The organism is Zobellia alginiliquefaciens, assembly GCF_029323795.1.
Classification (GTDB): Bacteria; Bacteroidota; Bacteroidia; order Flavobacteriales; family Flavobacteriaceae; genus Zobellia; species Zobellia alginiliquefaciens.
This window is the reverse complement of sequence record NZ_CP119758.1, coordinates 2,672,744-2,698,102: the sequence shown is the minus strand read 5'-3', so window position 1 is coordinate 2,698,102 and position 25,359 is coordinate 2,672,744. Positions and strand designations below refer to the sequence as shown.

The following is a 25,359-nucleotide window of genomic DNA, read 5'->3' as shown; positions in this document are numbered from 1 at the left end:
AGGTTATAGTTTGGTTATTTTCCTTCTTTGATATAGCCCCAACCAAGCTGTTGTTTGGCAATAATCTCATAAATACCGTCGGGCACAGTAGTAACGCCAGGAATCAGATCGCTAATACTCTTTTTATTCCTTTTTAAGGTATTTGCACACACCACAATAGAGACATTATCATTCTTTACAATTTCGCGAAGTGTCTCACCTGCAGCAGAAGAATCATTATCAACCATACTGTAAGCACTGCTATACACCACGAGTTCAAATTCAGAATCCGGATAGGTCTCCGACATTAATCGTACATGACGGGCTGCGGATTTATGCACATCGGTATTTGCGCTTGTTACATCAAAAACAACTTTTATGGGCTTTTCTTGGGCTACGGCAATGTTCGTTACGAATAGCACCATTGCCAATTGTATATACTTTTTCATCTTTCCTAAATTTTAGATTATTAATTTCCGGCAAAAATGTAGCCACAACCTTTCTTTTGGGCTCTTCCTAATGCCCAGACACCGGAAGGAACTACATGAATTCCCGGTTGAACCGCATCTAGCCATTCTTGATATACTTCTTTAGCATCCAGCCCCATTTTTTGGGCAACGACACCACTATATACTGAAAGTGCCAAATTGCAAACGCAGAACATCGCTCCTCTTTGTTGCATGTCTTTTATACCCTGAATTACAGGCATGGGAAAATCTCCTTCCTTTGGTTCGTAATAGGGATTCCGTAAAGAGGGAGCCTTGGTGGCATTATCATTTACTCCGAAGACCTCTCCCAGCTTGTACTTCTTCCACACTTCTGATTTTAATGCAAACGGAATGGCGTTGTGTCGTAAAACCGTCATTGCCGTAATATCATCATCACCAGAACCGGTTTCATTATTTGACAGATAAAAAGCCCAGTTCCAGATAACAGGAAAACCATCATGGGGCGTAGACCCATCGTAGACAATGCGATGCTCGCCTTTAATATTTTCGAACCAATCTTCGGCCTCCGTCATTTTTTTATCATCAAATTCTAGCATATTGGCATGCACTGGGTTGGTAATTATTGAAAAGGTACTTGCTGTAGCACCCATAAGTACCGAACCCATAAACTTTCTTCTTGAATTCATGTTCTTTGTTCTCATAATTAATTATTTAGATTTAACAATATTGTGGTTGATTTTATAGTGATCTATTATAGGTTTGAATGGCCCCAACTGATGCTGTGTTATTGAAAAGGTATCGGCATATGGTGGATATGGCGTTGAGACTGGCTTTTTCTTTAAGTCCGGAAAATCTTTGTCCTTATTTAGTTTTTGCGGTCGCCTTTGTTGGTTAATAAACCCTGCCACGTCATAGGCTTCTTCATCCGTTAAAACTGGATTTTCATAGGTTGCCCCAAATGGCATATTGGCCTTAATAAATTGGGCCGCCGTAATTACCCTTGTCATTCCCGCCCCATTATTGTAGCTATCATCTCCCCAAAGTGGTGGATACTCATAATGTGTATCACCACCATCAACTGACCTTTTACCTTGCCCATTCTTGCCATGGCATACAATACAATTGGCGGTAAAAACACTTTTTCCCATTTCAAGATTGACAGCCCTATCAGGAATCTTAATTTTCACAAAACCCTGCCCTTTGATTTTACCATCTTTTGGAGCGAATCGGCTCAACCAATTCAAATATGAGATCATAGCTTTCATTTCTTTACTCTCTGGCGGTAACATTTTACCGTTCATGCTACGTTCCATGCAACCGTTAATACGCTCTTCAATAGTTCCTATCTTATTTTCCCTGCCCCTGAACTGCGGAAATCTTTGTATAATGCCAATTAAAGGTGCTGCGTAAGGTTTAGTGCCGGACCACAAATGACAATTGGAACAGGAAAGATTGTTTCCAGCAAAGACCTTATTGCTTTTCCCACTGTTTGGACCTATATATTTTGAGGTATTCCGGAATACCTCATATCCTTGCTTTATTAGTTCATCTTCATCGGAATTTGTCAGCTTTGAAATGTCATAATTCATATCGTACATTTCATTAAATACGCTCTGATTTATGTAACCGGTAAACAATCCTCCCCAACACGTCCAAAGCAAAAAAAGAGATAGTAGTAAAAGTGCCGCAAAGGGAATAGAAAGCCTCTTTCTCAACCTCTTGACATTTTTACAAAATCGATATTTTTTTACCGTTTCCATTATAATTACTATCTGTTGTTCTATTTATTGCAAACCAAAAATTGGGCAGTACTTTCTAGCGGACATTGGGTATCCCGTTGTATTCCAACAATGTTTAGGAGGGAATATAATCAGTAAGAGATCTATGTTCTTACTTCAATTTATTAATGTAAAACTACAATAGGAAATGCCGGAGAAATGTAAGTTTTGTTTCAAAGGTTCGAACATTTGAAACACGTTTGTACTTTTTATCTCAAAAGATGAAACAAATGGTTCATCTGGTCCAAACACTATAAAACTTAGAAATTGAAAAAGCTTTGCAAACCCGATTGCCAAATTATATAAGGATTTTAAAACCAAGGTCATATCCTATTCAACAACAAAAGAAACATGGACTATACATACAAAAATTACTCTTAGACGGCATTTAATCTGGCAAAAGATGTGGGAAGCACATCATACCGGTTTCTAAAGACCCTTGTAAAATAGGTGGGACTATTAAAACCCAAATCATATGCAATTTCGGCTACGGTTTGGTCATTGCACTTTAAAGCCCTGAGTGATTTTCGGAGCCGGAGTTCTCGTATCATCGTATTAGGCGACATGCCCGTAAGCGATTTTATTTTTCTATACGTCTGCGCCTTGCTTAGGTGTAATTGATGACTAAGTACGTCGCCTTTGAAATTGGGGTCATTCAATTCATTATTTAAAATTAAGGACAGTTTTTCACAGAACAAAAAATCCGTCGCGTTTACAATTTTCACATGAGCGTGATTTAGCTTGGGGGTGTTCGATTCTTTATGGGAAAGCACCTCTGTAATGGCATCCATATAGACTACTTTGCTCAATCCTACCCAACAAAGAGTGCGTACCTTTTTTTTGGTTTCCTCAAATAGGTCTACTCCTTTTTCATCAACAGGACTACCACTGACTAGGGCCAATCGGTATTCAAAATTATCCGGAATGGTCTGTAGTAAATTAGCAATAGCCATTGCCGCTATAATGGCATCGGAAGCTAACAGAAAAGAAGCCATGGTCTCATCTTCATTAGGCTGGCGCACTATTTTTCCATGAAATTTATCAATCAAACTTCTTGTCTCCTTTATATAATGCCGGTAATTTCCTGAAAAGTCCGATGTACTTATTAGCATTATTGTTCTGAAACCCGTATCTAGGTCACCGTTCGCAGTATAGGCTAAATCTTCCTTTTGGGTGCTTCCCTGCGCCATAAAAATATTGTACTCATCATCAGAAACTTCAATGATATTACAGGCGGTCATACCATGTGATTCCGCGTGCGTTTTGTGACAGGCTTCTTTACTTGGGCCTTCCATTAGGCAAAACACCATTTTGTTCTCTTCGTTCACCCAATACTTACGTTGAATAACTCCGAAACGCTCTTGTACAGCAAGATCATGTAAATGGGCCTGAATAACGTCTTTGACAGTGAAGTCATCGGAATCTACCTTGTGTATGTCCATAAATAATGGCATGATTTGAAAATTTTGGGTTTATACTACGTTTAAAACATTGACTATCAAAAACATAAATGCAAACGAATTTATAAGATGGAACGTTTTAATCAAAGGATAGCACAAATAGCTCGTCACCCTATTAAAAGTTCATGTTTTAGTTTTCGTCTAACTATCCATAGACTCGTCAAAACAAAGATTTAAAGAATTACAATGTACTTATTACAAATATGTTCCAAACCTATTAAGCTTTAAATCAACGGTTCAAATTATGGTGCAAAACCTTCAAAAATTGTTGAAATAAGATTGAAATTCTACTGTTGCGCTGAAGATTTTATAGACAACCCAATACTTGAAAACCCGACTTTGTCGTACAGTTCTCTGTATCGCGAATCGTTTCTAATAGATGCTAATAATGGTTCTTCCCGTAGCCAGGTCATTTCTACTTCATGCCTATCATACGATTTTTGCAGCCATTCAAAAGTTCTTTCATAATCGTTAATATGGGCATAATAGAGGGCGATAAACCATGCAGGGCTGCCTGACGAACCTTTTTTGTACTCGTTTTTCAACTCGTTTAAATGCTTATTTACTTCCGAATTCTTACCATCCATTTTAGCGTAGACAGCGTTAAACCACATTAGTATTGGTGGATAGTCTGAAAATTTAGTTACTACTTTTTCAAGTTGAATCCTCGATTTTTCATATGCTCCCAAATAATAATATAACTTGGTAGATTCTCGTAAATAAAACCAGTTATCCGTATAAAAAGGGTCTGATTGCGTTAATATTTTTAAGGCCTCATCATTAGAGCCTAAATAAAACATAGCCTCTGCTTTAAAAAATGGATAAAATACGTTTGATGGATCATTTATCTTTAAATCTTGAACGGTCTCCAGAGTTTTTTCTGGTCTTCCGGTTTTTATAGGGTAATCTAGAGAAATAACAGATGGTTTGTCTAGGATGGAATCATCTAATATTTTTTTATAAAATTTCTCTACAAGTTCAAAATTCCAATCATAAAAAAAACGTCCTGTATTTAGCTCTTCTTCAACGCGTAAATTCGTTGGTTCTATTTTTAGAGCTTGTTCCAATAATGCTTTCGCATTACCCCAAGCAATTTGCTCCTCGTAAAAACCCCAAACGGAGCCGCCCATATGCCAAACATTAGCCATATCCACATAGGCTTCTATAAAATTTGAATCTGCCGCAATAGCATTCTTATAAAGGTTTATAGCATTGGAATATGATAGTTCGTCTCCTTTATTTCTTTGAAATTCCCCTTGAAGGTAATACGAATAGGCATCTTTACTTTTTGTCGGCACTTTTTTAATATTGGCTAATTCATCTTTAGCTATTGTGGCATTCATGTTGTTCACTATTCCTTCTACTACCTCGGTCTGCAGGTCAAAGATTTCGTCAGATTTCCATTCTTTTGTGTATTCCTGTGACCAAATATGTTCATTTGATTTCCCATGAATTAATTGAAGGTTAATTTTAATTTGGTCTCCTGAAATCTGAAGATTCCCCTGCAACAGGTTCGTAACACCTAATTCTGCCGCTATTTCTTGGGTAGTTTTATCCGTTTCCTTGAATTTTACGGTAGAGGTAAAAGGAATTACCTTATCAATAGCACTCACCTTTGTTAATCTTGAGATAATCGCATCCGTCATGCCATCGCTTACATATTCCAGATCCGGATTTCCCGTCCAATTTTTAAGGGGCAGAACTGCAATTGACTTAGTATCGGTTGCATTTTCTGTTACTGGAATTGCTGTCTCGTCTCTTGAGGTCTTTCTATAAAGAAACACGATTAAAAGAAGGAGAACCAATGGTAAAGCAACCCAGAGAATAGATCTCTTTCTGTTCCAATGGTCATTTTTAATACTATTAATAGCAGATTGTTCTTCCACTACTAACTCATCTTTTAACCTAGATTTGACTTCGCCTGGCGTATACCCATAAAACTTATGAAAACAAGTACTAAAATAAGTGGCACTGCTAAAACCTACACGATATGCCGTTTCCGAAGCGGTGACATCCTCTTCTTGAAGAATTTTTAACGCTCGTTTTAGTCGATATTCCCTTATAAACTGACTTGTGGAAATACCTAATGTCTTATGTAGTTTTCTATGCAGATTTGACCTGCTCATACCCACGTTTTCCGCAAGATGGTCTACCCCAAACTGATCATTGTTCAAGTTCGCCTCAATTTCTCTCGAAAGTTTATCGACCAGTGTTTCTTGCGACGATTTTTCCTCAATCCCCATAGATATATTTTTGTCTTTCACATTATCTGACATGTATCTGCACGAGGGGGTATAAGTTAGGTAAAATATTACGAAGTGTATGAGCCATAGTGTTCTAGACGGAGCCTTTTGTTTTCCTCATAGAAAGAATACAATGATGTTATCGAAAAAAGTCAATGTAAACTAAATTTACTCAATACTAATTTTTTAAAGAAGATTTTATGGGCAAACCAATACTAGAAAACCCCACATTTTCGTAGAGGTCTTTATATCTGGAATCGTTTCTAATAGGGGCCAACAATGGTTCTTCACGAAGCCAAGTCATCTCTACTTCATGTCTGTCATACGATTTCTGAAGCCACTCAAAAGTGCTCTCATAATCTTTTGTATGCGCATAATAAAGGGCTATAAACCAAGCCGGGCTGCCGGACGATCCATTCTCATACTTAGCATGTAATTCGGCCAGATGTTTGCTAATCGCTTCCGTATTCCCATCTATTTGAGCAAAAACCGCGTTCAGCCACATGAGAAGCGGAGGATAATCGGGAAATTGATTGAATATTTTTTTCAGCTGAGTTTTTGATTTTTCATGTTCACCCAAATAGAAATATTGCTTTGCCGATTCCCTTAGATAGAATAAATTATCGCTATAAGGTAGTACCGTACTGTTCAACAGGTCAATTGCTCCTTTTGAATTACCAAGAAACATCAGTGCTTCAGCCTTACGACAGAAAAAGACCCCTATTAATGAAGGATCGCGTAACAGATGTTTGTCAATATTTTCAATGGCCTCATGATACCTACCCATTTTTATGGCATAATCTGTATTAATAATAGGTGTATTAACATAAAAAGAACCTTTTGACTTTGTTTGGTAAAATTGCTCTACCATTTCAAAATTCCATTCATAGTAGAAATTCCCAGTATATAGCTCCTCCTCTACTTCTTGATTTGAAGGGTCCAATTCATATGCATGTTCCAATAAACTCTTGGCATTTTTCCACGCCGTTTGTTCGTTATAAAGACCCCACACCATACCTCCAAAACTCCATATGGAAGCAAGGCCTAAATATGCTTCTACAAAACTGGAGTCTAAAGCAATTGCTTTTTTATATAGGGGCATTGCAAGGTCAAATGTGGCCTCATTTGATTTATACCGTTGATACTCTGCCTGAAGGTAGTAAGAATATGCTTGCTTACTTTTAGTAGGTATGGTCTTGACATAAACCATTTCGCTATCTGTTATAATTGCGCTCATGCTAGAGGCAACACCTTCAACAACTTCGGTCTGGATTGTAAAAATTTCGTCAGTTTTCCATTCCCTTACATATTCTTTAGACCAAAGATGATTGTTAGATGTTCCATCAATCAATTGTAGTTTTACCTTAATTTGATTACCTGATATCTGAAGATTGCCTTGCAAAAGATTTTCTACGTCTAATTCGGTCACGATTTCCTTGATGGTCTTATTTGTTCCTTTGTATGATAAAGTTGATGTAAATGGAACGACCTTTTTAATACTGTTAATTTCGGTCAATTTAGAAATAATGGCATCGGTCATTCCATCGCTTACATATTCTAAATCGGTATCTCCCGTCAAATTTTTAAAAGGAAGTACCACGATGGATTTCTCATTGGCCGGTTTCCTAAGAGTAACTGTATCCTTATTTTCCTTTGCAGCAGAATTATAGAAATAGAAAACTACTGCACATACAACAGTGGCGGACATTGCTACCCACAGCATTCTTTTTTTAGTACCATCTCTATCGATTGGAGTACTTTGTTCAACAAAAACCTTTTCTATTTCCTCAGTACTTTTAGATTTCACCTCACCTGGCGTGTACCCATGGTACTTATGAAAGCAAGTATTAAAATAGGTGGCACTGCTAAATCCCACTCTATACGCCGTTTCCGAAGCCGTGATATCTTCTTCCTGAAGAATTTTTAGAGCTCGTTTTAATCTATACTCTCTTATAAACTGACTTGTGGATATACCTAATACCTTATGTAGTTTTCGGTGCAAACTAGATCTACTCATGCCCACGGCCTGCGCAAGACTATCTACCCCGAATTGGTCGTTATCTAGATTTAACTCAATTTCTTTCCTGAGTTTATCTATCAATCTACCCTGCGATGGTGTTGCCTTACTTCCTTTAGATAAATTTTTAGACATACCCATTTAATTGAATATCAAATTATTATCCGAGGGAAGCACAAGTTAAGAAAAATACGATTAAACTGTTTAGCAAGACCCTACCTCATCTTTAATTGATTTAATCAAATAATGAAGCAGTATTTTAAAAAGTCTATTGGTTTAATTACAAATACTAAAAATTATATTCCATATTATGCAATCCCATTAAAACATTAAGCATATCGGTTAATGTTTTGCGAACTGTCTGAGTAATTTTATTCAAAATTCTACATACGAATAGAACGCACAGCACAGCTTATGACAGCTACCAAAACCGATAAAAAATTTAAACTAAAACACCTTCCCAAATTAATAGTTGATACCTATAAAGCTTGGGATGCGGACGATCCTTTTAGACTAAGTGCTATTGTCGCCTACTACGCGGTACTCTCTTTACCCGGTCTTCTCGTTATAATTATAAATCTTGTGGGTTCGGTATGGGGCACAGAGATTGTTCAAGGAGAACTGACCCAAGAAATTTCTAGTGCTCTGGGTCATGATGCTGCAGAAGCCATACAATCCATGATGGTTGAAACACAAAATGAAAACCGAAGCACTATAGCAAGTATCCTAGGAATAGGCACTCTCATTTTTGGTGCTACCGGAGTATTCTACCACTTACAACTTTCATTGAATCAGATATGGCAAGTGCAACCACACCCGGATTCAAGTTTTATAAAAATGCTGATGGACAGAGCTAGAAGCTTTGCTTTTATTGTCGCCATCGGTTTTTTGTTGTTGGTGAGTTTTCTGGTTACAGCAGCTATATCGGCCTTAAACGCTTATATACGGAGTATGCTACCCGAGGTTATAGTCTACATTGCCTACCTGCTAGATTTTGTGGTCTCCGTTGGAATAATAACGGTACTCTTTGCTCTAATATTCAGATACCTTCCCGATGCCAAAATACGTTGGAAAACCGTTTGGATAGGCGCCCTTATTACAGCGGTTCTATTTGTATTGGGTAAGTCTTTACTGGGTTACTATTTTGGTGAAGCAAACCCTGGTTCTACCTATGGCGCAGCGGGAACAATTGTTTTGGTTCTTTTATGGGTTTCCTACTCCTGTTTAATACTATTTTTTGGAGCAGAATTTACATGGGTCTATGCCAAAAAGTACGGTCACGGAGTGCCAACTGAATCCGCCGAAAAAATTAGTGAATAGGTTCTTTTGCAGTCCTAATGACTAGAAGCACTACTTACACTCTTCTACGGTTATAGTCAATATTTTTTCTGATGTGATTAAGCTATCGCAATGGTTTTCTAAAACTTTGCAATCAATAGTAATATATCTTAAAAATAAAACATGAATATAACTGATAAAGTAATTATAATAACAGGAGCATCAAGTGGAATAGGCGAAGCAACAGCCTTAAAATTATCCAGTGAAGGCGCCAAAGTGGTGCTAACCGCCAGAAGAGAAGAAAGGCTAGAGGAGCTAAAGGAAAAAATTGAAAGTAACGGAGGTACAGCTATGATTGTTACTGGTGACGTTACTAAAAAATCCGATTACGAAAATCTCGTCAAAAAAACACTTTCTGAATATAACACTATAGATGCCCTTATCAATAATGCGGGTCTAATGCCATTGTCCTATGTGGAAAAATTAAAGACAGATGAGTGGGAAAAGATGGTTGATGTAAATATTAAAGGTGTCTTGAACGGAGTAGCAGCAGTACTTCCTACCATGATTGAAAACAAGGGGGGTAATATTATCAACATATCTTCAAGTGCAGCACGTAATTATTTCCCCGGCGGTGCGGTGTACTGTGCAACCAAATCTGCCGTGAAGATGTTTTCCGAAGGTCTAAGACAGGAACTTGCCCCAAAATATGGCATTAATGTAACATCAATTGAACCGGGAGCCGTTTCTACCGAACTCACGGACACGATAACCGACGAGGATATAAAAGAGACGTTTAAGGAGATGCAAAAAATGACATTCTTGGAAGCGGAGGATATTGCCGAAGCTATTTACTACACCCTAGTACAACCGGCCAGAGCAAATATTAATGACGTATTTATCATGCCCACGGAGCAACAGAAATAAGTTGAATCTAAAAATCTTAAAACTATGGATATTCCAAGTGTAAAAAATGAGGAGCAGTATGAGGCCCTGAGAGACAAGGGGTACAGCAAAGAGAAATCGGCCCGGATTGCCAACACGCCAAATAGTGGTAAAAAGGGCGGAAGATCAAAGCCGTATGAAGAGTGGACGAAAGAACAACTTTACGAGCAAGCTAAAAGCGTTGGTATTGATGGTCGCTCAACGATGGATAAGGCCGAACTGATTCATGCCTTACGGAATAATTAAGCTCACCTTTTTCTTCATAATTAAAAAGTAATAAGACACATGAAAACCATACACCCCAAAGTTATTCGCCAACTTTTTGTTTTATTGCTGATCGTCTGTATAGGCGGACTTATATTTAAAGAAATGGCTCCTTACTTTTCAGGTGTATTAGGAGCCATTACTTTGTACGTATTGTTGAAAAAACCAATGGCAAAATTGGTTCACAAAGGTTGGAAACCAGACCTGGCAGCAGCTTTTTTGATGTTCGCTTCTTTCATAATTATCTTAATTCCCGTTTCGGGAGCCGTCCTTATGCTGGGAAACAAGGTAAGTCAGGCAGTGAACAATTCCGAGAAAGTTACAAAAGCCGTAAAATCACAGCTGGAAAATGTAGAAAGTTATGTGGGTTATGACTTGTCCTCCTCCATAGATGTATCCGCAGTTTCAGGTTGGTTCTCCACCAATCTCCAAGGGTTTGCAGGAAGTACGTTTACTTCGGTAATCGCTATAGGTATCATGTACTTCTTTCTTTATTTTATGTTGACGAACCGCAAGGAAATGCGTGAGTCGCTTTTTGAGTATATCCCAATAAGCACGGATAATCTTAAAACTATAGGCAGCAAAATCAGAAGAATGGTACGTGCCAATGCACTAGGTATACCTTTGGTGGCGATAGCCCAAGGTGTTGTGGCGTTAATTGGTTTCCTCATCTTTGGAATTGAAAATCCCTTTTTCTGGGGCGTAATTGTCGCTATAGGTTCTATGATTCCCTTTGTTGGAAATATGTTGGGTACCCTGCCCGTATTTATAATAACGCTATCTGCAGGAGACACTTTTCAAGCATGGGGCATTCTCCTTTATGGCATTGTTGTAGTAGGCTCCACAGATAATCTAATTCGCCTTTATGTGCTTAAAAAATTAGATGATGTTCATCCGCTGATAACCATGATCGGTGTTCTTATAGGAATTCCGCTTTTCGGTTTTATAGGTCTTATTTTCGGTCCTTTGTTCGTGAGCTTATTTCTCATTATTGTACAGATTTACAAAGATGAATACGGTAAAGAAAATAGTGATTCCATGTAATTGTTACTGAACGATTTTTGGTCTGCAGGATATATATTCTGCCTATCTCCTTCTCTATTTCCACCAAAAACTAACGCTATCCATCATTCCAATGCTTCAATTGCTTTAGCAGTAATAATAGCTGCAATTGAACTAATCCGTCTTCGCATATATACCTAATATAGTGGAAGTTTCAGGATAGTCAGGTACAAAATAACAAGTACCTCCTGATACAATCCGTTGTTTTTGGGCGCTAACCCAAGAGCACATATTAAAAGATAATTTTTCGCAATAGCGGAAATAATATAAAAACACAGTTATGAAAATAGGAATAATAGGAAGTGGAAATATTGGTGGCAGTTTAGGTACGCATTGGGCAAAAGCAGGCCATCAAGTACTCTTTAGCTCACGCCACCCAGAGGAACTGAAAAGCTTGGCAAATGATGCGGGCAACAATGCAAAAGCGGTAGGCGTAGATGAGGCTTTTGAAACTAATGCAGACGTTTATTTATTGGCTATACCGTTTAAATCAGTAAATAACCTTGCCGAAAAGTATGCGTCCCAATACAGCAACAAACTTATAATTGATGCTACAAACCCTTATCCCGAAAGAGATGGAGAGCTGGCTCAGCAAGTAAGAGAGGCAAATTACACGGCTTCTGAATATACTGCCATGAAATTCAGCACGGCAAAGACCGCCAAAGCTTTTAACACCATAAAGGCAGAACACTTGCGCGACAGGGCGTTCAGGAATTCTGAAAAGTTGACCGTACCCTATGCAGCGCAGGATATAGAAAGTAGATTTATTACTAAAAAACTAATTGAAGATATGGGTTTTGACACCCTCTTTATTGGTAATCTTACCGATACGCAAATCATGGACCCTGACCAAGCTATTTATGGTAAGTCCTTGCAGCATGATGAGTTGAAAGAAGCGGTTGATTCGGCAAGAATGTACTAAGAAGCAGCATAAAACCCAATGGAGAAATACCTCCTACAATCATAAAAATTAATTTCAAAACTAAAGAACACTATGCAAATCATATATCAATATCACGACGTATCCGCTAGCGAAAGGCTGGAAGCAATGGCAAAGGAAAAATTAGAAAAGCTGGCTAACAAATTCGATTTTGTTCACCGTGCCGATGTATTCTTTAAAAAAGAAAACCGAAGTGATGACCAAGAGATGTTCTGCGACATACGTTTAAGCATGCCCGGGCCAAGAATTTTTGCCTCATCAAACGGGGAATCTTTTGAAGCGGCTATGAGCGAAACCGTTCGTGATCTGCAAGATCAGCTAAAAAAAGTAAAAGAAAAGATGTCGGCTCACTAAGCCGCCATCTTTTAAATATATCAACTTAAAAATACAAAATATGAAACCCACATCGCTCATTGGCATTGCCTCGGCATTGGCCAACAATAGGAAAATAAAACTTGCACTTGTAGGTATGCAGTTTGCCTATTTAGGTTACAAATTGTTGCAACCTAAAGAATCTGAAAAGGGCAAAAAGAAAAGAAAAAAACTAAAGCGATAACCAATAAAGCATCCGTATTCAATGATGCCACAGAAAAGAAATGACTTGGGAAATAACGTTAATGTTCTGCGTACTGCTGGTAACGGTGGCATTATTTGTATTTGAAATTTTTCCGGTAGACAAAATTGCTTTTCTAATTATTGTTTCACTAACCCTGCTAGGGCTGGTGACTCCAGAAGAAGCCATAAGCGGCTTTTCCAATAACGCCACTATTGCCGTGCTTGCTTTAATGATCTTGGCCATTGCCCTGGAAGAGAACGGCGTTATTAACTGGTTGACTTCTGGTATGGGAAAAGTTAAAGGCTTGCCCATTTACGTTATGGCCCCGGTATTTATGTTTGTTACGGCAGGCATTTCGGCATTTATAAGTACTACGGCCGTTGTTATTGTTTTTATAAAAATCGTAAATCAGCTTTCGGAGAAATACAATGTCTCCCAAAGTAAGCTATTATTGCCCATATCCTTTGCGGGTATACTGGGAGGTTCCTGTACCCTTATGGGCACCTCAACCAACCTTATCGTAAATTCAGTTGCAACAGATTTGGGTGCGGATAAATTGGGCTTTTTTGAATTCTCAATTTTAGGGTTGATTTTTCTAGCCATTGCTATTATCTACCTCACCCTAACCCTGCATTGGTTGCCTTGGGGAAAGGGTAAAAATATTGATGAGGATTACCATCTCAACAATTATGTAACCAATGTTCATATAAATTCGGATTCCCAATTGGTGGGAAAAACAATCCAAGAAAGTTTTCTTTTTGAAAACCCTGATGTTTCCCTTTTAAAATTGACCCGTAATAATAGAGTCCACAATTCACCGGGCAAATACATCACTTTTAAAGCGGATGATGAGCTGTTGTTGCTATGCGACTTGGAAAATTTATCGCGTATCAACGAGTCTGAAAATTTAAGTCTCAACCAAGAGGAATATTATGCCCCGTTACAGGACACAGAACTTAATGATGAGGACAAACCTAATGAAGATGAGCTGGACCACCGCGTATTTGCAGAGCTATTAATGCTCCCTGGCGCTCAATTTTTAGGAAAAACCTTGGGGCAACTCAGAAGTTTAATGATGCAGGATATGGTACCTATTGCCATCAAAAAGAGAAAAACCCTGACCAAGCTTAACGAAAGGTTGGTGCGTAGTAGCATGAACAAATTAGTTCTAAAAGTAGGGGACCGTTTACTTTTAGAAACATCAAAAGATAAACTGGAATGGTTGGGTAAAATGGAGAATGTACTATTGCTTCAGGAGTTTGAGAAAGGGAATGCCAACTCTAAAAGCAAACGTAATTTTTCTTTATTCATCCTGCTTTTGGTCATTGGTCTTGCAGCTTCTGGTGTACTATCCATTATGGTGAGCGCCCTTACAGGCGTTTGCATTTTACTAGTAACCAAAAACCTGGACCTTACTACGGTCTACAAAAAAGTAAATTGGCAGATTTTTTTCTTGTTGGCAGGAATGATTCCCTTAGGTGTTGCCATGCACAATAGTGGTGCCGATATGTACATCTCGGAAAAACTTTTGGGCTTCCTTATGGACCAGCCCGGCTATGTGGTCATTGGAACCTTGTTTTTTTCGACTATGATCTTAAGTGCCGTTATTAGCAATAATGCTACAGCCATTATAATGACCCCCATTTCAATAGCAGTAGCACAAGGCATGCAATTAGATTTTAAGCCGTTTATCCTGGCTGTGATGTTTGCTGCCAATTTTAGCTTTTTTACCCCTGTTGGTTATCAGACCAACACCCTAATATACAGTTTGGGCAACTACAGGTTCAGTCATTTTTTAGGAATAGGCGGCTTACTGAGTCTTATTCTAGCAGTAGTAGCCACGTTTTTATTAACCAATATATTATAACACAAAAATTATGGAAAGTAAATTTTCAATAGAAGACGCAATAAGCAAATTATGGAGCAAATTAGACGGGTGGCTAGATGCCATTATCCTTAAGCTTCCCAATATAGTTATGGCCATTCTAATAATGGTCTTATTTTACTTTATCGCAAGAGGCGTTCGCAAGCTTTTACAGAAATTTCTTCTCAACCGTATCAGTCAACAATCCATACAGGATATTATTGCCAGATTTGTATTTCTTGCTGTTGTTTTAATCGGTTTTTTTGTGGCGCTAGGCGTGCTTGAACTTGATAAAGTACTTACCAGTATTCTTGCTGGCGCGGGAGTTGTAGGTCTTGCAATAGGACTTGCTTTGCAGGGAACATTGAGCAATACCTTTGGCGGACTTATTCTTTCTTTCATGCCAAAAATAAATATAGATGACTTTATAGAAAGTGACGGTGTTAAAGGTTCTGTCTCAGAAATTAGTCTTCGCAATATTACCGTTCGCCAACCGGACAATAATTTTGTAGTGATTCCCAATTCAAAATTTATTGATGGGTCCTTTAAAAACTATTCGTTAACAGACCGAAGTAGAATTGCAGTAAACTGCGGTGTGGGTTATGAAAGTGATCTACAGGCCGTAGAAGATTTAGTAGTTAAAATTATCGGCGAGAAATTTCCTCAGAATAAAAACGAAAAAGTAGAATTTTTCTTTACTGAGTTTGGCGATAGTTCCATCAACTTTATGGTTCGCTTTTGGATTGACATGAAAGGTGCCATACAAGAACATGCCGCAAGACATAATGCCGTTAAATTGATCAAATCTAATTTTGACGCTCAGGATATCAATATTCCATTCCCAATCCGTACTTTGGATTTTGCCAAGAACACTTTAAATATGAATACTATTTCAAGTGATAAACAGTCTTAAAATAACAAGAAGACTTTGACAAATAAATAAACCTATTGGCATTGGTGCCAATAGGTTTTTATGACTGAGACCTAACTCATCTCACATACCTTAAACCACCTAAAACTAACCTATGAAATCTTCTGAAATAGCCAATGGAATTTTAAAAGCAATAGCCGCAGTATGCGGTTTAGTATTGCTCATATTCCTAATTTATGAATTACAAAGTATTGTGGCCTATATACTCATATCAGGTATTGTAGCTTTAATTGGCCGGCCCATCGTTTCCATTATACAGAGACACCTAAGGCTACCCAATATGGTAGCTGTAATTCTTACGATGCTTATTTTAACCGCACTCTGTGCCGGCGTAATCGCTTTGATTATTCCACTTCTAACGGAACAGGGCAAAAACCTCTACCTCTTTGATTTTGGTATTATCCAAAACGAGTTTGATAAGCTCTATGTGATGGCAAGTGAGTACTTTGGCACTACTAAGAAGGTGGTGGAAGATTTGGTAGAAGATGCCACTCTGGACAAAACTGGCGTACAGACATTGGGCAAGGATTTAGTTCCGTCATTTTTTAAATCCGTTTTACAGGTTCTGGACAAAATTGGAATTGGCCTGTTCTCCGTTTTGTTCATCTCATTTTTCTTTCTGAAGGATAGTAACATCATACAACGCTCTATCCTTATCACCGTACCAGACGCCCATAGAATGCGGACTATGCGTTCTTTAGCGAAAATCAAGAATCTCTTATCCCGTTATTTTGTGGGGCTCTTACTGCAGCTATTCGTTCTCTTTTCACTGTATTCCATAACGCTGATTTTAGTAGGCTTGGAGAATGCCGTACTCATAGCATTTATGTGCGCTTTATTCAATGTTATTCCTTATTTAGGACCCATGATAGGTGCTATAATCATGATTATGTTTACCATAACAAGTAACCCCGGATTAGATTTTAACAGTATAATCTTACCTAAAATAGGGTATGTTATGATAGGTGTAACCATAGGCCAACTTATAGATAACTTCTTTTCTCAACCCATAATATTCAGTAACAGCGTAAAATCTCATCCGCTGGAAATATTTTTGGTAATCTTGGCAGCCGGCTTACTTTTTGGCATTGTAGGTATGATGGTAGCCGTACCCGTATATACGGTATTAAAGGTAATTTTAAAACAAGTGGTATCTAAAAATAAAATAGTTACAGCCCTAACTAGAGGGCTGTAACACATTTTTTTCTCTGCTGAGAAACTTAGAAAAGAGCTATTGTTATTTAAAAAGCCACGCCCGAAACAATTAATCCTATGGTCAAAATAATCAGAGCGGCTATCACAATAAAAAAGCCTTTTTTGGTGATGCTGTTTTTTTGAAAAATATACTCTCGTTTATCATCATGGGCTTCCTTGGCAAATTCTGTTTTCTCGTTCTTTACTTTTTCGTCTCTAACTGTATCTTCCATAGTTTTTTAGTTTTTGATTTATTTAAAATGCACTCAAAAACACCTCTTCTAGTCTAAAAATGAATGGTTTTTAAGTTGTATTACTTCAATATACATCCATTTTTCACTTTTACCACTTAAATCACCAAAGCCGTTAATCTAATAATCGATTGAGCCCAAACCAGATACTATTTAAGGAATATCTTTAGCCAATACAGTGTTTTTACTACCATTAATTACAACAAAAAATGACAACTCAGACCCTATTAAGTCAATTGTTGAAAACTCCCGAATTGGCGATTGAAAATCTCGATTTGGTGTATGTTGACAATAAAAAAATGCCTATTTCTAGACTTAAAAAAGGGAAAGACTTTATATACCTACACAAACAAAAACCGGTAACGAACAAAAAAGAGCTAGAGCGCATTACCAATCTGGTCATACCGCCAGCATGGGAAGATGTAAAAATCACCCATCTTGCAAATGGTCACCTTCAAGCCGTAGGTAAAGATTTAAAAAGCAGAAAACAATACCGCTATCATCCCACTTGGGTGAAAATCAGAAACCAGACCAAGTTTTATAAAATGGCTTTGTTCGGCAAAAAACTACCCGAAATTAGAAAACAAGCGGATAAGGACCTGGCATTACGTACCTGGTCAAAAGCTAAGGTTGTTGCGCTTGTTGTAAAACTTATGGACGAAACCCATATTCGCATTGGCAATGAGCAATACGCCAAGCGTAACAAGTCTTATGGACTTTCTACCATGCGCAAAAAGCATATTGAAATTTTCAAGAACAATATTAAGTTTGAATTTGTTGGTAAAAAAGGTAAAAAGCACTCGGTTACCCTGCGTAACAAGAAATTAACCCGACTTATAACTCGTTGTGAAGAAATACCCGGCTGGGAACTTTTTCAGTATTATGATGACGATGGAGATAAGCAAAATATAGAAAGTTCTATGGTAAATGAATACCTACATGATATAAGTGGAGAGTTTTTTACCGCCAAAGATTTCAGGACATGGGCAGCTTCAGTTGTATTTTTTGACACGCTGTTGGACCTTGCTCCCGTACAGACCGAAAAAGAAATCAAGAAAAATCTGCTCATTGGTTTTGATGCTGCTGCCAAAGCGCTGGGCAATACCAGAAATGTGTGCCGCAAATATTATGTACACCCGGTCTTAGTTACTTCCTATGAAGATGGGTCATTAAAAAAATGGTTTGACAAGACTGATAAAATCGATTCTAAATCGGCCTATTTTTCTACTTCCGAAAAAGTTATGCTGGAGCTCTTTGAGCAGTACACGCCAAAATTTTAACGCAAGCTTGTGTTTTCTTTCACATTGAATTACAATAGGATACCGCTAAAAACAATGATTCAGCGATTGCATTAAAATTTCATTTTTTCAGATAAATCCCTGCCGTAACATCTTATTAAATTTACTGTAAGCAAAAAGATGTTATGCGGCACACATCTACCAAAAACAAGATGCCGCTCATATAAAACTAAAATATTATGAGTACATATACAGAAGAAGTGCAGACAAAATTAAACAACATATTAGAGAAAACGTATGATGCTGAAAAAGGCTTTAAAAAAGCTGCAGACCATGCAAAAAGTACCGATTTAAAGACATTCTTTAGCCGTAAAGGAGAAGAGCGTTACAATTTTGGACATGAGTTGAAAACCGAGATGGTACGTTTTGGACAAGAAATAGATAAAGGTGGCAGCGCCACAGGGGCTATGCACCGCAGTTGGATGGATGTAAAAGCATGGTTTAGTGCAGATAATGACGAAGCTATGTTGGAAGAAGCCATCACCGGAGAAAAAGCGGCAATAGATGAATACAAAGAAGTATTGAACGATACGTCCTTACCATCATCTACCGCTACGCTACTCACCCAACAAATGAATAAAATCAGTACCGATCTATCCAATATTAAAAATTTGGAAAGCGTACTATAAGAGTAGTATGGAACAACAGAAAAAGGGATGCAATCGTATCCCTTTTTTACATTATTAACTATTGAAAGATATCTATGTTCAACAAATTATCCATTAGGGCAGAAAGAAGGCAGATTGAAGAAACGTTTGGCGCCCTTTTTCAATTTCCTGACATATATAGACCCAGAAAAATCATAAACGGACTTGAAGAAAGTACCGTACCCATTATAACCTCTGATAAACAAGAAACCATAGCCACCTCAATTTGGGGCCTTTTACCCAAAAAATTTCAAGGAGACTGGGCGGTGTTTCAAAAACATGTAAATACGCTTACCATTCCGGCCGCTTCATTAGAATCACAGCCATGGTATGCGCAAACCAGTGAAACAGACAGATGCCTACTCCTTGTTACCGGGTTTTACACCACATTCATTGCAGATGGTGAACTTCTCTTTTTTCACATGACCAAAGAATCTGGCGAGCCATTTTGCCTTGCCGGCATCAGCAATGAGCTTGAGGATGGTTTTTTGACCAGTTCACTAATTACGGCAAAAGCAAATAAGACTTTTGAAGAGATTAATAATACCAGTAATCAAATGCCAATTCTAATACCTAGGCATCAGCAAAAAGATTGGCTAGACCATACAATAGGTATAGATGGAATAGAAACGGAAGAGGCCACATATACTTTAACCGCAGAACCTATTGGAAATGATTTTTTTTATGACTCTGATTCCGATGCAAACTTCTCCGTTTTAGAGCGAGAGGATTTTCTACCCTTATCCTTGCATGATTTGCTTTACAATAATAGTATAAACCTTAGTAATTAAGACCTAACCTTATTGTTTTAAGGCAAAATCATAATTTTTAGGGCTAAGGCAAACCATCAACATGGGCCATCTTTGTAACATAGAAGTCGGATAAGTACGACACTTAAAATTTACTAATCTAAAACTACATATTATGTTACGTTGGACAGTCACTTTTGTAATACTGGCGATTATAGCCGCAATATTTGGATTTGGTGGAATTGCAGCTGGTGCTGCCAGTATAGCCAAAGTCCTATTCTTTATTTTTCTGATTCTTTTTGTGATTTCATTATTCACCGGAAAGAAAGCCGTATAATTTTTTTTAATCTATAAAACCTAAACATATGAAACGTATAATATATTTAATGTCTATTTTTTTAATGACCGCATCTTTGTCAACTTTAACTAGCTGTAGAGAAGAAAACAAAGATACCGGAGATAAAATAGAAGACGCAGTTGATGATACCGGAGATGCCATAGAAGAAGGCGCTGAAGATGTTGAAGACGGATTTGAAGATGCTGTAGACGATAACTAAGATAAAGTTTGGTTGGTTGTAAAGTGGGCGTCTCCTTTTGGAGGCGTCCATTTTTTTCTGTTTACGCCGTACTACGGTAGAGCGCATTTTATAGAACTGTTAAGCCTCTCTTTCTTTTGGGAAGTAGAAGTAGGAATATTTAAAATTCTATTATTCATCCTTATCCTCTTCTTCATAAATAAGAGGATTATCCGTATCACCCAGACCCACAATTTTAATAATATTTACAACCGTATTGTACAGCATAAGTATTACAACAATTAGCGACGAACTCAACAGACCAGATATGGCCAACGAGATATAATACAGATACCTAAACCAATTTTGGGGCACATTCTCAGATTCAGTAATTGGTAAATTGAGCAGTAAAAATGTTATTACCGAAGCGATAAAAACAAAAGTATCTAGTTTTGCAATCTGCAATACATGCCGGTAATGGGCATTCTTTAAGGTAGAATCTGCGTTAGATGTGAGACTTAACAGGGTTAGCAATAATGCTAATATCGTTGCAGAAGCAAGAGCTATGGTATTACAGAGAGTATTTAGACCTCCTATTGAATTTTTAATCAACTCTTTAGCTTCGTAGCCGCTTAACCTACCCAACAAAATGGTTCCCGCAAGAATTACCAGTAGTGAAATGGCACCACCAATGAATGCCCTTCTCGTGTATTTGTTTAAAATCATTTTTATGCTATTTAAATTGTACTTTGTATTAGATTTGCTAGCTAATTAGCACATAGATCAAGCTAGTAATCCGCCTATTTTATCAGTCAGGCGATACCTAATTAATGTATTAATTTTTAAAATAAAGTAATTACCTTTCCTGTTTGGAAAAGCAAGGATTCAACACCTATATTTTGGCACTATGATTCTTTACGTAAAATATGATTTTAACCTGGCATGCAAGACTCTTTTAAAAGAACATCTTGACGCATTAGGTATTGCATATACATTAGGTGGACTTGGCGAAGTGGAAATAAAAGGAAACCTTACGGAAGAAAAACGCACTTTGCTTTCCAATTCCTTAAAGAAATATGGAATTCAGATTCTGGACGACCAGAAAACAACTTTAGTAGAGCGCATAAAAAATGCAATAGACGAACTCTTAAGAAATGAAGAACTAAAGTCCGTTAAGGTCTCAACCTATTTAGCGGATACGCTGTGCTACTCCTATGCTCATCTTTCATCTTTATTTTCTGAGAGCACCTACACTTCTATTGAAAATTATATTATCTTACGCAAGGTTGATTTAGCAAAAGAATTAATGTGCAATACGGATTACACGCTTACTGAAATTGCGTATCAATTAAATTATAGTAGTGTAGCCCATTTATCGGGCCAATTTAAGAAGACCACTGGGCTTACCCCAAGCACCTTTTTAAGAATCATGAAAAAGAAAATGAACCCCAGCGATTGATAACCCCCAACCTAAATACAACCTATGAACACCAAACTGTTGAACATAGTCTTGGCAGATGATGATGAAGATGACAGAATGCTCTTCAGCGAGGCCATTGAAGAAATTAGCATTAAGACTAATTTATCCCTTTTTAACCACGGTCAAGAATTGATGGACTATCTCAACTCGCCGGATATTGTTTTGCCAAACCTTATCTTCCTAGATTTAAACATGCCTATAAAAAATGGTATGCAGTGTCTTAAAGAGATACGGCAAAACCCAAACCTAAAAGACCTTTGCATAGCTATATATTCTACCTCATCTTCCGAAAAAGATGTGGAGGAAACATTTCTAAATGGAGCAAACATTTATCTGAATAAGCCCAATAATTTTGCTAAATTGCAATCTTCAGTAGAACGCATACTGCAATTAAATTGGCAATACCACACCTCTAACCTAAACAAAGAAACCTTTCTATTTCGCATATAGAACCTTTCTATGGATTTTAAACGAATATATTCCTCATCCAAGACCTACATAGTACTATTATTCGTTGCATTTGTAATTATTCTTTTTACGGCGAGCATGGCATATTATCAAATTATGCGCATGCAAGATCTAGCCGAAAAAGTTGCACATACCCTTCAAGTAAACAATGCCATTAGCGAACTCTCGGCGCATTCCACACAGGCCGAATCAGAGGAGTTCAGAAAACAGCTTCAGACTATAGATGATACAAGCAGTGTTTTTGATGACTACGTAAAAGAGGGAGAAACCATACTGACCACACTTAAGGATCTCACCAAGGAAAACACTTCCCAGCAGATTCGTTTGGCTCCTATGGAAACCCTATTGGACTCCTTACATGAGGAACTTAGAAGCTTGGCGAACCACCCTAGCGATGCCGTAAGAAATGTTGGAGAATCGGAATTATCAAAGAAAAGTAACATCAACTTTACCCTATACCGCATTCGGAATATACGTAACCAAATGTTGGCGGAGGAACGGCTATCCATAAAAAATACAAGGGAAGAATATGACTCCAATAAATATTTAGCGCCTTTTACCTCTCTCCTACTGGCCTTCTTTGCCTTAGTTATTTTTGTACTGGCTTTTCTAAAAATATACAGGAACAAAGTACGTATTCGTCAATCAGAGAATTTCCTTAGAAGTGTATTGGCCTCTACGGATAACATTGTAAATTATTATGAGCCCATTTATGATGAGAAAAAGACCATTGTAGATTTTAAAGTAGTTTTTGCCAACGAATGTAATCGCGACTATTTAGGACTTGAACCGGATTATCTCATTGACAAACCCATTTCCCAGGTTTTTCCTTTTTTAATGCTCAATGGTGAATTTGAAAAGCTCGTCACCAGTTTTATCAAGAAAGAAAAAGTAAACTTAGATCGCCAAATTTCGGTAGAAGGCAAAAAATTATGGTTTAAATCGCTCATAACGCCTTTAGCAGAAGGTATAATGGTAACCGCACGCAATTCTACCGCAGAGGAGAAAGCAAAAGAAGAGCAGTTAATGCTAAACCAACGGTTAGAAGACCAAAACCTAAAACTTTTGGATAACCGTGCATTTTTGAACAATATTTTCAAAAGCATTTCTCACGTGGTGATGAATTTTGAGAGTATCAGAAATAAGAAAGGTAAAATCACAGATTTTAAAATTCTATTCATTAACGACAAGATTACCCCTATTACCGGATACCTTCCAGAAGATATAATCAATAAGCATGTTTCTGAGGTCTTTCCGCCGATCTTTAAATCTGATTTTTTCACCTCATTAACAGATGTGGTCCAAACGGGCACTCCCATGTCCTATGAGGTACCGTATGAAATAAAAGGTGTTTTAAAATGGTTCAGTACACGAGCCACTAAGTTAGGGGACGGCATTACCTTAACCACCAGGGAAATAACAGAGGAAAAAGAAAAAACGGATCAGCTCTTACGGTTGAACACGCAACTTGAAACCCAAAACTCAATTTTTATAGATGCCGAAAATGTAGCCAATATAGGTAGTTACATTTGGTATTTGGACAATGGCGAGGCAACTATCTCGGATAACTTCTACCGGATTTTAGGATATGAACCCAATGAATTTAAAGTAACTTACGATAGCTATAAGCAATTTGTCCATCCTGAGGATTTGGAAACCTACAACCAATTGGGTGCCGAAACGGTTGAGCACGGAAAATCCAGGGTAACCGGGTACCGTATTATTACCAAGCAAGGAGACGTAAAATATATTGAGCTTAATGGACGTGAGCTTATACGCAATGGAAGAAAAGCTTCTGTAGGTGTTGTAGTAGATGTTACGGAAGAAAAACAGACCTCTGATCGTGTTGTATCACTTAACCAAGAAGTCTACATACAAAACTCCATTCTTACCAATGCAGAAAGAATTGCAAAAATAGGCAGCTTTATATGGTATGTAGGCACCAATGAAATTGAACTTTCGGAGAATTTTTATAGAATGTTAGGTTACGAACCCAAAGATTTTAAACCTTCATTGGATAAATATAGTGAGTTTGTTCACCCCGATGATTTAAAAAAATACCATCAAAGTATTGAAAAATCCGCCAACGAACAGAACGTTACGGAGCACCGGTACCGCATTATTACCAAAGATGGGGAAATAAAGCACCTAAAAGTAAATGGTCAGTTCATTCAAAAAAACAACAAGCAGGTCATGTCCGGTGTTGCCCAGGATATTTCTTTAAGTATTGAAGCAGAAGAGCAATTACGGGCCAGCAACATGGAGCTACAGCATAGTAATGCAGAATTGGAATCCTTTAACAGGGTTGCCAGTCATGATTTACAGGAGCCCCTTAGAAAGACACAAATGTTCATTTCCCGTATAGAAAATACAGAGGCGGAAAACCTATCCGATAAAGGGCGTGTCTATTTTAAAAAGGTAGTAAATGCCGCTTCGCGTATGCAAGCATTGGTCTTAAATCTACTGACCTATTCTAGAATTGATGCAAAACATGAAGATTTTGAACTTATAGATTTAAACGAGGTGCTGCTGAAGGTAAAAGAAGACCTATCATCAAATATTGAAAGTACCGAAGCCCAAATTAAAAGTGAAAATCTCCCTACTCTTAGAGGTGTATCCTATCAACTAGAGCAGTTATTCAACAATCTTATCTCTAATGCCATAAAATACAGAGGGGCAGATGTAACCCCTTCCATTACAATTCAGGCGGAGAAAGTCCACGCAAAGCAAATTCCCGAAGACTTTTTCAAGACCTCCAACAGTTATTTTAAAATTGCCATTATAGATAACGGTATTGGTTTCTCTACGGAACATTCCGAAAAAATATTTGAAGTCTTCCAACGTCTGCACCAAAAATCGGAATATACAGGTACGGGAATTGGCCTTGCCATTTGTAAAAAAATTGTAGAAAACCATCATGGTTTTATTTATGCAACAAGTGAACCGGGCAAAGGTTCCGCCTTTATTTTCTATCTTCCTTTATAGGTAAGA

General features: G+C 37.7%; 26 protein-coding genes. 18 read left to right on the top strand and 8 right to left on the bottom strand.

Annotation, left to right across the window (positions count from 1 at the left end; translation table 11 throughout):
* Positions 1-14: 14 nt before the first annotated feature.
* The 6 genes from P0077_RS11355 to P0077_RS11330 all read right to left on the bottom strand — a co-directional run bounded on the left by P0077_RS11355 (position 15) and on the right by P0077_RS11330 (position 8,061).
* Positions 15-428 carry a DsrE family protein gene (locus tag P0077_RS11355; RefSeq protein WP_194525949.1) on the bottom strand — a complete coding sequence of 138 codons (414 nt, stop codon included), beginning with the start codon at positions 426-428 and terminating at the stop codon, positions 15-17.
* Positions 429-448: 20 nt separating this feature from the next.
* Positions 449-1,129, bottom strand: coding sequence for a Tat (twin-arginine translocation) pathway signal sequence containing protein (locus P0077_RS11350; protein WP_276165369.1), 681 nt, complete (start codon positions 1,127-1,129; stop codon positions 449-451).
* A 6-nt stretch (positions 1,130-1,135) separates the two neighbouring features.
* Entirely contained in the window at positions 1,136-2,143 is a 1,008-nt protein-coding gene (locus P0077_RS11345; protein ID WP_276165368.1) for a c-type cytochrome, read from the bottom strand.
* A 440-nt stretch (positions 2,144-2,583) separates the two neighbouring features.
* Complete coding sequence (locus P0077_RS11340; RefSeq protein ID WP_276165367.1) at positions 2,584-3,660, bottom strand: nickel-binding protein; 1,077 nt, start codon at positions 3,658-3,660, stop codon at positions 2,584-2,586.
* 293 nt (positions 3,661-3,953) lie between these two features.
* A complete protein-coding gene (locus tag P0077_RS11335; RefSeq protein ID WP_276165366.1) occupies positions 3,954-5,909 on the bottom strand; it encodes a helix-turn-helix domain-containing protein in 1,956 nt (651 codons plus the stop codon).
* A 178-nt stretch (positions 5,910-6,087) separates the two neighbouring features.
* On the bottom strand, positions 6,088-8,061 hold the full coding sequence (locus tag P0077_RS11330; protein WP_276165365.1) for a helix-turn-helix domain-containing protein: 1,974 nt from the start codon (positions 8,059-8,061) through the stop codon (positions 6,088-6,090).
* Positions 8,062-8,340: 279 nt separating this feature from the next.
* Here P0077_RS11330 and P0077_RS11325 point away from each other — a divergent pair, with 279 nt between their 5' ends.
* The 10 genes from P0077_RS11325 to P0077_RS11280 all read left to right on the top strand — a co-directional run bounded on the left by P0077_RS11325 (position 8,341) and on the right by P0077_RS11280 (position 16,961).
* Positions 8,341-9,246 (top strand): YihY/virulence factor BrkB family protein, encoded by a 906-nt coding sequence (locus P0077_RS11325; RefSeq protein ID WP_276165364.1) that lies wholly within the window; start codon positions 8,341-8,343, stop codon positions 9,244-9,246.
* Between the two features lie 141 nt (positions 9,247-9,387).
* Entirely contained in the window at positions 9,388-10,131 is a 744-nt protein-coding gene (locus P0077_RS11320; protein ID WP_276165363.1) for an SDR family oxidoreductase, read from the top strand.
* A 24-nt stretch (positions 10,132-10,155) separates the two neighbouring features.
* The gene (locus P0077_RS11315; protein ID WP_276165362.1) at positions 10,156-10,395 is read left to right on the top strand and encodes a DUF7218 family protein; all 240 of its coding nucleotides are present in this window, start codon (positions 10,156-10,158) and stop codon (positions 10,393-10,395) included.
* A 39-nt stretch (positions 10,396-10,434) separates the two neighbouring features.
* The gene (locus P0077_RS11310) at positions 10,435-11,457 is read left to right on the top strand and encodes an AI-2E family transporter (protein WP_276165361.1); all 1,023 of its coding nucleotides are present in this window, start codon (positions 10,435-10,437) and stop codon (positions 11,455-11,457) included.
* Positions 11,458-11,755: 298 nt separating this feature from the next.
* On the top strand, positions 11,756-12,397 hold the full coding sequence (locus P0077_RS11305) for an NADPH-dependent F420 reductase (RefSeq protein WP_276165360.1): 642 nt from the start codon (positions 11,756-11,758) through the stop codon (positions 12,395-12,397).
* 72 nt (positions 12,398-12,469) lie between these two features.
* Positions 12,470-12,769, top strand: coding sequence for a ribosome hibernation-promoting factor, HPF/YfiA family (gene hpf / locus P0077_RS11300; protein WP_276165359.1), 300 nt, complete (start codon positions 12,470-12,472; stop codon positions 12,767-12,769).
* Positions 12,770-12,809: 40 nt separating this feature from the next.
* Positions 12,810-12,971, top strand: coding sequence for a hypothetical protein (locus tag P0077_RS11295; protein ID WP_276165358.1), 162 nt, complete (start codon positions 12,810-12,812; stop codon positions 12,969-12,971).
* Between the two features lie 40 nt (positions 12,972-13,011).
* A complete protein-coding gene (locus P0077_RS11290) occupies positions 13,012-14,838 on the top strand; it encodes an SLC13 family permease (protein ID WP_276165357.1) in 1,827 nt (608 codons plus the stop codon).
* A gap of 10 nt (positions 14,839-14,848) precedes the next feature.
* The gene (locus P0077_RS11285) at positions 14,849-15,748 is read left to right on the top strand and encodes a mechanosensitive ion channel family protein (protein WP_276165356.1); all 900 of its coding nucleotides are present in this window, start codon (positions 14,849-14,851) and stop codon (positions 15,746-15,748) included.
* A gap of 112 nt (positions 15,749-15,860) precedes the next feature.
* The gene (locus P0077_RS11280) at positions 15,861-16,961 is read left to right on the top strand and encodes an AI-2E family transporter (RefSeq protein ID WP_276165355.1); all 1,101 of its coding nucleotides are present in this window, start codon (positions 15,861-15,863) and stop codon (positions 16,959-16,961) included.
* Between the two features lie 46 nt (positions 16,962-17,007).
* Here the strand turns inward: P0077_RS11280 and P0077_RS11275 are convergent, their stop codons facing one another.
* Positions 17,008-17,193: a hypothetical protein gene (locus P0077_RS11275; RefSeq protein ID WP_276165354.1), complete on the bottom strand. Its 186-nt coding sequence runs from the start codon at positions 17,191-17,193 to the stop codon at positions 17,008-17,010.
* 227 nt (positions 17,194-17,420) lie between these two features.
* On the opposite strand from P0077_RS11275, the gene P0077_RS11270 reads away from it, so the two are divergent.
* From P0077_RS11270 to P0077_RS11250, 5 genes are all read left to right on the top strand, one after another.
* On the top strand, positions 17,421-18,491 hold the full coding sequence (locus P0077_RS11270) for a DNA topoisomerase IB (RefSeq protein WP_276165353.1): 1,071 nt from the start codon (positions 17,421-17,423) through the stop codon (positions 18,489-18,491).
* Positions 18,492-18,688: 197 nt separating this feature from the next.
* Entirely contained in the window at positions 18,689-19,138 is a 450-nt protein-coding gene (locus tag P0077_RS11265) for a ferritin-like domain-containing protein (RefSeq protein ID WP_276165352.1), read from the top strand.
* Positions 19,139-19,212: 74 nt separating this feature from the next.
* The gene (locus P0077_RS11260) at positions 19,213-19,947 is read left to right on the top strand and encodes an SOS response-associated peptidase family protein (RefSeq protein WP_276165351.1); all 735 of its coding nucleotides are present in this window, start codon (positions 19,213-19,215) and stop codon (positions 19,945-19,947) included.
* Positions 19,948-20,080: 133 nt separating this feature from the next.
* Positions 20,081-20,242: a DUF1328 family protein gene (locus tag P0077_RS11255; RefSeq protein WP_215438016.1), complete on the top strand. Its 162-nt coding sequence runs from the start codon at positions 20,081-20,083 to the stop codon at positions 20,240-20,242.
* Between the two features lie 28 nt (positions 20,243-20,270).
* Positions 20,271-20,462 (top strand): hypothetical protein, encoded by a 192-nt coding sequence (locus P0077_RS11250; protein WP_276165350.1) that lies wholly within the window; start codon positions 20,271-20,273, stop codon positions 20,460-20,462.
* Between the two features lie 150 nt (positions 20,463-20,612).
* On the opposite strand, the gene P0077_RS11245 is transcribed toward P0077_RS11250, so the two are convergent.
* The gene (locus P0077_RS11245; RefSeq protein WP_276165349.1) at positions 20,613-21,146 is read right to left on the bottom strand and encodes a hypothetical protein; all 534 of its coding nucleotides are present in this window, start codon (positions 21,144-21,146) and stop codon (positions 20,613-20,615) included.
* A 181-nt stretch (positions 21,147-21,327) separates the two neighbouring features.
* On the opposite strand from P0077_RS11245, the gene P0077_RS11240 reads away from it, so the two are divergent.
* From P0077_RS11240 to P0077_RS11230, 3 genes are all read left to right on the top strand, one after another.
* Complete coding sequence (locus P0077_RS11240; protein WP_276165348.1) at positions 21,328-21,879, top strand: helix-turn-helix domain-containing protein; 552 nt, start codon at positions 21,328-21,330, stop codon at positions 21,877-21,879.
* Positions 21,880-21,903: 24 nt separating this feature from the next.
* Positions 21,904-22,350, top strand: a complete 447-nt coding sequence (locus P0077_RS11235; RefSeq protein ID WP_276165347.1) for a response regulator — start codon at positions 21,904-21,906, stop codon at positions 22,348-22,350.
* A gap of 120 nt (positions 22,351-22,470) precedes the next feature.
* Positions 22,471-25,353: a PAS domain-containing protein gene (locus P0077_RS11230; RefSeq protein WP_276165346.1), complete on the top strand. Its 2,883-nt coding sequence runs from the start codon at positions 22,471-22,473 to the stop codon at positions 25,351-25,353.
* Positions 25,354-25,359: the final 6 nt, after the last annotated feature.

Excerpts from the sequence above, each read along its gene's own strand:
- P0077_RS11335 (WP_276165366.1), bottom strand. The coding sequence starts at position 5,909 with ATGGGGATTGAGGAAAAATCGTCGCAAGAAACACTGGTCGATAAACTT.
- P0077_RS11285 (WP_276165356.1), top strand. The coding sequence starts at position 14,849 with ATGGAAAGTAAATTTTCAATAGAAGACGCAATAAGCAAATTATGGAGC.
- P0077_RS11280 (WP_276165355.1), top strand. The coding sequence starts at position 15,861 with ATGAAATCTTCTGAAATAGCCAATGGAATTTTAAAAGCAATAGCCGCA.
- P0077_RS11240 (WP_276165348.1), top strand. The coding sequence starts at position 21,328 with ATGATTCTTTACGTAAAATATGATTTTAACCTGGCATGCAAGACTCTT.
- P0077_RS11230 (WP_276165346.1), top strand. The coding sequence starts at position 22,471 with ATGCAAGATCTAGCCGAAAAAGTTGCACATACCCTTCAAGTAAACAAT.
- P0077_RS11325 (WP_276165364.1), top strand. The coding sequence starts at position 8,341 with ATGACAGCTACCAAAACCGATAAAAAATTTAAACTAAAACACCTTCCC.
- P0077_RS11350 (WP_276165369.1), bottom strand. The coding sequence starts at position 1,129 with ATGAGAACAAAGAACATGAATTCAAGAAGAAAGTTTATGGGTTCGGTA.
- P0077_RS11295 (WP_276165358.1), top strand. The coding sequence starts at position 12,810 with ATGAAACCCACATCGCTCATTGGCATTGCCTCGGCATTGGCCAACAAT.
- P0077_RS11320 (WP_276165363.1), top strand. The coding sequence starts at position 9,388 with ATGAATATAACTGATAAAGTAATTATAATAACAGGAGCATCAAGTGGA.
- P0077_RS11315 (WP_276165362.1), top strand. The coding sequence starts at position 10,156 with ATGGATATTCCAAGTGTAAAAAATGAGGAGCAGTATGAGGCCCTGAGA.
- P0077_RS11355 (WP_194525949.1), bottom strand. The coding sequence starts at position 428 with ATGAAAAAGTATATACAATTGGCAATGGTGCTATTCGTAACGAACATT.
- P0077_RS11310 (WP_276165361.1), top strand. The coding sequence starts at position 10,435 with ATGAAAACCATACACCCCAAAGTTATTCGCCAACTTTTTGTTTTATTG.
- P0077_RS11330 (WP_276165365.1), bottom strand. The coding sequence starts at position 8,061 with ATGTCTAAAAATTTATCTAAAGGAAGTAAGGCAACACCATCGCAGGGT.
- P0077_RS11255 (WP_215438016.1), top strand. The coding sequence starts at position 20,081 with ATGTTACGTTGGACAGTCACTTTTGTAATACTGGCGATTATAGCCGCA.
- P0077_RS11275 (WP_276165354.1), bottom strand. The coding sequence starts at position 17,193 with ATGGAAGATACAGTTAGAGACGAAAAAGTAAAGAACGAGAAAACAGAA.
- P0077_RS11290 (WP_276165357.1), top strand. The coding sequence starts at position 13,012 with ATGACTTGGGAAATAACGTTAATGTTCTGCGTACTGCTGGTAACGGTG.
- P0077_RS11260 (WP_276165351.1), top strand. The coding sequence starts at position 19,213 with ATGTTCAACAAATTATCCATTAGGGCAGAAAGAAGGCAGATTGAAGAA.
- P0077_RS11265 (WP_276165352.1), top strand. The coding sequence starts at position 18,689 with ATGAGTACATATACAGAAGAAGTGCAGACAAAATTAAACAACATATTA.
- P0077_RS11235 (WP_276165347.1), top strand. The coding sequence starts at position 21,904 with ATGAACACCAAACTGTTGAACATAGTCTTGGCAGATGATGATGAAGAT.
- P0077_RS11250 (WP_276165350.1), top strand. The coding sequence starts at position 20,271 with ATGAAACGTATAATATATTTAATGTCTATTTTTTTAATGACCGCATCT.
- P0077_RS11340 (WP_276165367.1), bottom strand. The coding sequence starts at position 3,660 with ATGCCATTATTTATGGACATACACAAGGTAGATTCCGATGACTTCACT.
- P0077_RS11270 (WP_276165353.1), top strand. The coding sequence starts at position 17,421 with ATGACAACTCAGACCCTATTAAGTCAATTGTTGAAAACTCCCGAATTG.
- hpf (WP_276165359.1), top strand. The coding sequence starts at position 12,470 with ATGCAAATCATATATCAATATCACGACGTATCCGCTAGCGAAAGGCTG.
- P0077_RS11305 (WP_276165360.1), top strand. The coding sequence starts at position 11,756 with ATGAAAATAGGAATAATAGGAAGTGGAAATATTGGTGGCAGTTTAGGT.
- P0077_RS11245 (WP_276165349.1), bottom strand. The coding sequence starts at position 21,146 with ATGATTTTAAACAAATACACGAGAAGGGCATTCATTGGTGGTGCCATT.